At 68.8% G+C, this 6,195-nt stretch carries 7 protein-coding genes; 5 read left to right on the top strand and 2 right to left on the bottom strand.

What is annotated here, in order from left to right; translation table 11 throughout:
* Positions 1 to 397: WD40 repeat domain-containing protein (locus ACIGO6_RS39780; protein ID WP_399885375.1), on the top strand; the 397-nt coding region annotated here is incomplete at its 5' end.
* Positions 398 to 1,116: 719 nt separating this feature from the next.
* Here ACIGO6_RS39780 and ACIGO6_RS39775 read toward each other — a convergent pair.
* Together ACIGO6_RS39775 and ACIGO6_RS39770 are read right to left on the bottom strand one after the other, a co-directional pair.
* Positions 1,117 to 1,917: a replication-relaxation family protein gene (locus ACIGO6_RS39775; RefSeq protein ID WP_399885373.1), complete on the bottom strand. Its 801-nt coding sequence runs from the start codon at positions 1,915 to 1,917 to the stop codon at positions 1,117 to 1,119.
* Between the two features lie 466 nt (positions 1,918 to 2,383).
* The gene (locus ACIGO6_RS39770; protein ID WP_399885371.1) at positions 2,384 to 2,665 is read right to left on the bottom strand and encodes a hypothetical protein; all 282 of its coding nucleotides are present in this window, start codon (positions 2,663 to 2,665) and stop codon (positions 2,384 to 2,386) included.
* Between the two features lie 365 nt (positions 2,666 to 3,030).
* On the opposite strand from ACIGO6_RS39770, the gene ACIGO6_RS39765 reads away from it, so the two are divergent.
* The 4 genes from ACIGO6_RS39765 (at position 3,031) to ACIGO6_RS39750 (ending at position 6,192) form a co-directional block, all read left to right on the top strand.
* Entirely contained in the window at positions 3,031 to 3,564 is a 534-nt protein-coding gene (locus ACIGO6_RS39765; protein ID WP_399885369.1) for an RNA polymerase sigma factor, read from the top strand.
* A 1-nt stretch (position 3,565) separates the two neighbouring features.
* Positions 3,566 to 4,303: a hypothetical protein gene (locus ACIGO6_RS39760; RefSeq protein ID WP_399885367.1), complete on the top strand. Its 738-nt coding sequence runs from the start codon at positions 3,566 to 3,568 to the stop codon at positions 4,301 to 4,303.
* A 177-nt stretch (positions 4,304 to 4,480) separates the two neighbouring features.
* Positions 4,481 to 5,200, top strand: coding sequence for a hypothetical protein (locus ACIGO6_RS39755; protein WP_399885365.1), 720 nt, complete (start codon positions 4,481 to 4,483; stop codon positions 5,198 to 5,200).
* 563 nt (positions 5,201 to 5,763) lie between these two features.
* Complete coding sequence (locus ACIGO6_RS39750) at positions 5,764 to 6,192, top strand: sigma factor-like helix-turn-helix DNA-binding protein (protein ID WP_399885363.1); 429 nt, start codon at positions 5,764 to 5,766, stop codon at positions 6,190 to 6,192.
* The last annotated feature ends 3 nt before the right edge of the window (positions 6,193 to 6,195 follow it).

Below are 6,195 nucleotides of genomic sequence, written 5' to 3'. Positions count from 1 at the left end.
GGACGTGGAAGCGGCGGAGTGTGTGGCCACCTTCTCCGAGCACAGCGAATCGGTCACGTCGGTGGCCTTCGCACCCAACGGCATGCTCGCCTCCGGCAGCATCGATGCCACGGTGCGGCTGTGGGACGTGGAAGCGGCGGAGTGTGTGGCCACCTTCTCCGAGCACAGCGAATCGGTCACGTCGGTGGCCTTCGCACCCAACGGCATGCTCGCCTCCGGTAGCCGCGACGCTACGGTGCGGCTGTGGGACGTGGAAGCGAAGAAGTGCCTGTTCACCCTGACCCAGCACGAGGAAGGCGTCGGAGCAGTCGCCTTTTCTGCTGACGGCACCATGCTTGCTGTCGGAGGTCCCGACATCTCAATCTTCGCGCTTCCTTCTTCATGGCCCTCCGCATAATTCAACCCCGACCAGCAGCCAGCCGGTCAGCTGTCCCCTGGTACCCACGTGTGCACTGACCCGACCTGCCGCACCGGTTCAAAGATGGGTGCTGACTCCCAGTCGTCGGCAAACGACTCCCGTTCGGTTCTCGCATGCACAGCCAAACAACCGACAGCACCCGCCGTCCGATGTCCTTCGGCCCCGGGTTCGAGCGGCGCATTCTGGAGATATGGCGAGGCGAGCGACGCGGCGGTGTGATGAGTGCGGCACTGACCTCCCGAGCGGAAGCCGGCGGTCGCGGCGGTACTGCTCTGCCCGGTGCCGTACGCGGGCCTGGCGCGTGCAGCGGGCTCGTTGGGCCGCCATCGAGGCCGGGGGCGAGGCGTACAAAGCCCTGATGGAGGGGCGCCCGCACCCCTGGCCTCGGTTCTACTGCCCGGAGTGCAGGGACGCGTGGTACGCAAGCGACACCCCTCTGGGTGTCCGGAAGCGGTCGGACAGCCGCTACTGCTCACCACGGTGCCGGACACAGGCCTGGCGGCGCCGACAGCGTTCGCGTTCAGCAAGCGTCACCACCTGACGGCTGCCCGTGACGCTATCTGGGGCTCGGATGGGTCACGGACAGCCGTCACTGCGACCCGGTTACGGGCGCCGGGAGTCCACCCAGCTGACCCTGTGGTCGGGGTCGTGGACGGGCCGCCAGACGGGCGCTGCCGGGCCGTGTTGGAGCAGGTCGGTCATCGGGGCCGCCAGCACGGGAACCTCCCGCAGGAAGCTCGCCAGTGCGATGTCGCGGGCGGCTGCCGTAGAGCGCTGATGCGGGTGTCGACGCCGGTTTGGCCGGTGCCGTCGAGGGCGAACAGCAGCCGGGGGAAGAGCGGGTAGCGTTGCCGCCAGCTCTCCTCGCGGCCGGCCGGCTGGTGCCGCGCGCCGGGTGGGGGTGCGGGTACGCACTGGTGCAGGCGGGCGTAGGCACCAAGTTTGGCCGCGAGGCGTTCGGGTCCCATGGTGGCCCGGTCGACTTCCACGAAGGCCCGCAGCATGGAGCCAGCCCTCTCGCCGTCGTCGCTCTGTCGGTAGTAGAGCAGGGCGTCGGGGATGACGGTCTCACCGCTGCCGAGGGAGTGGTAGACCTCGGGGATCCAGTCCAAAGGCCGGCACACGTCCCCGCGGCGCCGGGCGTCCTGCACGAACGCCAGCCCGGTCTCCGCCACCGTCAGCGCGTGCCCGACGCGCAGCCGCGCGGCTGTCCGGTCCGACACCGTCCTCGAGGGCTGCCAATTGCGCAGCTCCGGCCTCTCCATAGCGACCTGCGCCCCGTACTGGGTGACGAACAAGACCCGGGTCCGGCCGGCCTGCGGCAGCGTGACCCGGTCGATCAGCCCCTCGCCACGCAGCTTGACCAGCCGCCGCCGCGTCCGCTCAATCCGCACCCCGGGCGCGATTGGCAGGTGCATCTGCTCGGTGGTCGCCATCCGGTACTGCGCCAGCACCGCCACCGCCAACTGATCTCCGCCACCCACATCCACGTTCAGCATCGCCGCGCCTCCGCCGCCGCTCGGTCCCTGCGGCGCCGACCTCTCGTGGCTCCGCCTGTCCCGCTCACAGCAGCAGCCGGCCCCAACCGCACCACCGACCGTGAAGGCCCGACCAGGGTCATGATGCGACAACACCGCCCCCGACCAGGCCCACAACCCCGCCCTGGTCACTGCCGACAACCCCCGCCGACAACTGTCCGCGCCTATCCGGCCCCTGACGGCGTATCCGCAGCTCACCACGCCTGTGACGGCTTGGTCGGCAGCCCAACATCCCGCTCTGCACACCCCCGCGCTCGCCCAGAACAGAAAGAAGGAAGGAAGGGAAGGGACGGGCGGAACGGGTGCGGTGTGCGGCCGGGGGATCGGGCGGTCCTGTGGAGTTGCGCGTCGGCGAGGCCGCCGCGCCGGACGAGTCGGCGCACCAGCAGGGGGCCCGGGTGCCGGCCGGGCGCGGCTGCGCGGGAGGTCAGGGTGACGGCTGCGCGGCCTGCGGGACGGTGCCCGCGTCGTCTTGGTCCTGGCCGTGCTCGTACTGGGCGCAGGCCTCGTTCATTGCGCGCTGCCAGCCGCGTTCGCTGCCGCCGTGTTCGCGTGCCAGCTGTGCGGCCATGCCGCGCCGGTAGCCGCCGGCTTGTCGGAGCTCGGCGAGGACGATGGCGACGGCGCGGTCCCGTCGAGCGCGTCCGGGTCCGCCCGGCGAGGACGCCCAACTCGACGCCCTGGACGGGGCGAAGCTGCTGGCTGCCACACGTGGGCATGTGTCATGTGCACAGTAATGACTGCCTCAGGCTTCCGCAGCGAAATCTTGATGTCTGTGGTGATGGTGATTCCGTGGCTGGTGACGAGGGGGCGTAGGACAGAGGAGGGGGGTGATCGGGTGTTCTGCTCGAGCACGTTGAGCATCGGATGCTGCAGCCAGGCGAGGACGGGGCTGGGTCGAAGAGCCCGCCCGAGTCCATCAGCACGACCGGCGTCAGCGGCTGAAGATCCGCGTCAGTGAGCACTAGCCGCAGCTCGTCCGGGTTCAGGTTCTGTACGAGCCCGCATTGAACGTTCCGCACAGCTGCGGCGTCGTAGAGCAAACGCGTGGAAAGAGACTCGGAGGGAGGACCGTTGCTACGCAGAAGGACGAGCCGCAGCCGGGAAACGGGCCATGGCACTGACGATCCGCTGGACGCGGCCCAGGAACACCGGGTGCGGGCGGTACTTGCACTCGGTGGAGTGCCGCAGGCGGACCTGCCGGACGGAGTACAGCAGGTCCGCCTGCGACTGCTGGAGCGGGCAGCGAGTGGCCAGGAGGCGCCTCGCAACGTCTCCGCGTGGGCCGCGGTCGTCGCCTCCAACCTCGCCATGGACTGGCACCGTGCCAAGGACCGCCAAGAACGCCTCGGCGAGCGGCTGGCCTCGCTGCGGCAAGGGGAAACCCCCTCCGGCGAGGACACCCGGCTGCTCTCCCTCGCCGTCGCCCAGGGTCTGGACGAACTGCCCGAGACTCAGCGCCAGGTCCTCATCCTGCGCTTCTACGCCGACCTGCCCGTCCGGACGATCGCCCAACAGCTCGGCATCCCCGAAGGCACGGTCAAGAGCCGGCTGCACACCGCCGTCCGTGCCCTGCGCGAACGGCTCCACGAGGACGAGGTGGTATGACATGACCGCCGAACACACGCAGGCCGGCAGCCACGGCGAGGCGGACCCGCTGATGGCCGCAATCCTGGACGAACCGATGCCCCGCCCGGCGTACTCCGACGCCGACCGCATGACCGAATACCGCGCGGCCCGCGCCGACCTCGCCACGCTCCGCCAAGAGCTCACCTCCATCGCCGACGCGCTCACCGCCCAGGAGCCGGCGCAACCCCCCGGCAGGAGTGCGGCCGGACATCCGCAGCAGCCGAGGCCGCCCCGGCGGGCGCGCCGCGGCCGCGCCGTCGCAGCGGGCGGCCTTGTGGCGGCCCTTGTCGTCTGCGCAGCGTTCGGGATGACGTGGCTGCTCACCACGGGCCGAACCGGGACGAATCCGACCGGTGGCACCGCCGATACCAAGGTCACACCCGGCGGGTACGTGGCCTGCGCCCGGCTCATCGTCGAGGGCACGGTCACCCAGGTCGCCCCCGAACCCGGCACCCGGCAGGACCGGATCGAACTTGCCGTCACCCGCCGCTACAAGCCCCGTACAGGCCCCGCCCGGATCAACTTCCTGATGGACCACGAGGTCTCGCCCCGACTTCGGTCCGGTGAACACGCCCTCATCGCCATCCCCGGACACGCAAGCAGCCCCGACCTCTGGAGTACAGGCGAAAAGCGGATCGCCCACGACCGAGCCTGGATCCTCGCAGGGCTCAAAGAATCCCGCACGCTCACCTGCGACCAGGGCTCCGCCTCCGACTGACCACCGTCCCGCACCACGCGAACACGCCGTCAGAAACAGCGCCGAGTCGTCGATAACATGTGGTCGCGGGCCTGGGTTGCCTTCCTGACAAGTCGTGGTCAGGGCCCGCCCCATGCGAAGCGAGAGCACTGCGACAGCATGTCGTGATCGAGCCCGTTGGGTTCCTCGGGGTGCCTGATGCACTGGTCCAGCTGGCTGCCGCAGGGGACCACCATCGTTGCGCACTTCCGCAACGTGAACGCGGCGGACCACTTCTACTGGTTCGACATGCCCGAAAGCGGCGACACCGAACTACACACGGAAGCCGCGAAGAACGACCGGGTACGCACAGACGAGTGGCGTACCCGGCCGTCCCACGTCTTCAGCACCGCTGTAGCGTTGTCCGCAAACGATCAGGGGGATTCAGTGACGAGGTCCTTGCACTTCAGCTGGGAACTGAGCGGCTCCGGCTGGGCGACGTGCAGGATCTGGGACGGCTCGACGAAACACCGGGACAGCATCAGCTACTGCACAAACGCGCTCGCCGACCTGTTGAAAGGCGTGACGGGCCTCTACGGCCCCCATGGCATCCAGCGGTTCTCGTTCGACCTCGAACCGGCAGAGGCGCGGTGGATTCTTCGTCGCCGAAACAGCGACGTGCACATCACGATCCGTCGCTTCCCTGACATGTCGACGAGCTTCGACGCACCGGACGGGAAGGGCGCCCTCGTGTGGACGTCCACACGTCCTCGCACCTCCCTGGCACATGCGGTCCTGATGGCTGCCGAAAAGGTGCGGCGAACCCACGGCGAGGACGGCTACCTCCAGAAGTGGCAGCTGCACGCCTTCCCCACCGCCGAGCTGGAAATTCTTCGGCACCTGCACCTGGCAGCGGATGACTGCGCTCTCCAGCACTGAGCCAGCGGGAGGTGCTGGAGGGGCTGACGGGCGGGTGTGGTGGGTGTTGGTGAGGCGGCCGGCTTCCCTGCGTCAACCGGTTCGCTGGTTTTCACTCGTGCGTGTCGCGGCTCGGTGCGGCGCCTGCGTGTGCGCGGGTGTGAGCTGGGGCACAGTTCCGGAGGCTCGCTCGTCTTCTCGTTTGTATGACTAGTTGAAGGCGGCAGCTCACTACCTGTTACCAGAGGTAGTTGAGGGCTCAATGTCCCGGCCGTGGCCGCGGGGGTGAAATTCGCCTTCTCGTGCATGAGCGATCGGGCGTTCGGCGCGCTTGAGTAGTCGTCGCATAGTCGCGGTCCAGGCGCTGTTGCCCGGGCAAGGGGGGCGCTACCCGTCCTCGCGCGAAGAGGAGTCATGAACGACAACGAGCACGCAGAGCACGTCAGTGCCGGCAGCGGGGGGACCCGATCGGGGTCTACACCCGCCTGCCCCTGAGCTATCAGGCGCTGTACCTGTCCGACCAGACGTCCTTCCACGACTACGCCTTCGTCGTCCTGGAGGACAACGAGGCAGCCGAGGAGGCCGTGCACACCGCAATGACGCGGGTGCAGGACAACTGGGACGAGCTGCTGGTCGAGAGCAACATGCAGCAGCAGGTCTGGGCGATCATGCGCCAGACCGTCGAGGAGTACCGGCAGGACCGCGAGGACCGCGCCGCGATAGCCCGCGGCCTCGACACCTACCGGCAGGGCCTGGGCCGCCTCAACAGCGAACAGGGAGTCTTCGAAGCCCTGGCCGGCCTGCCGCCCCAGCAGTTCGACGCCGTCGTCCTGCGCTACATCCTCCAGCTCAAGCCCCAGCGCATCGGCTGGTACATGGGCATCAGCGAGCAGACCGTCAACTACCACTGCCGCCAGGGAAAACAGCGCATCGAACAGGCCGTGCCCACGCTGCTCAAGAAAGACAGCGACGCCATCACCGGCGATGGCAGCGAGACGGACACGAAGGACTGACGC

The sequence above is a fragment of the Streptomyces sp. NPDC053750 genome (genome assembly GCF_044544295.1).
Taxonomy (GTDB): Bacteria; Actinomycetota; Actinomycetes; order Streptomycetales; family Streptomycetaceae; genus Streptomyces.
This window is presented reverse-complemented; position numbering and strand designations above follow the sequence as displayed.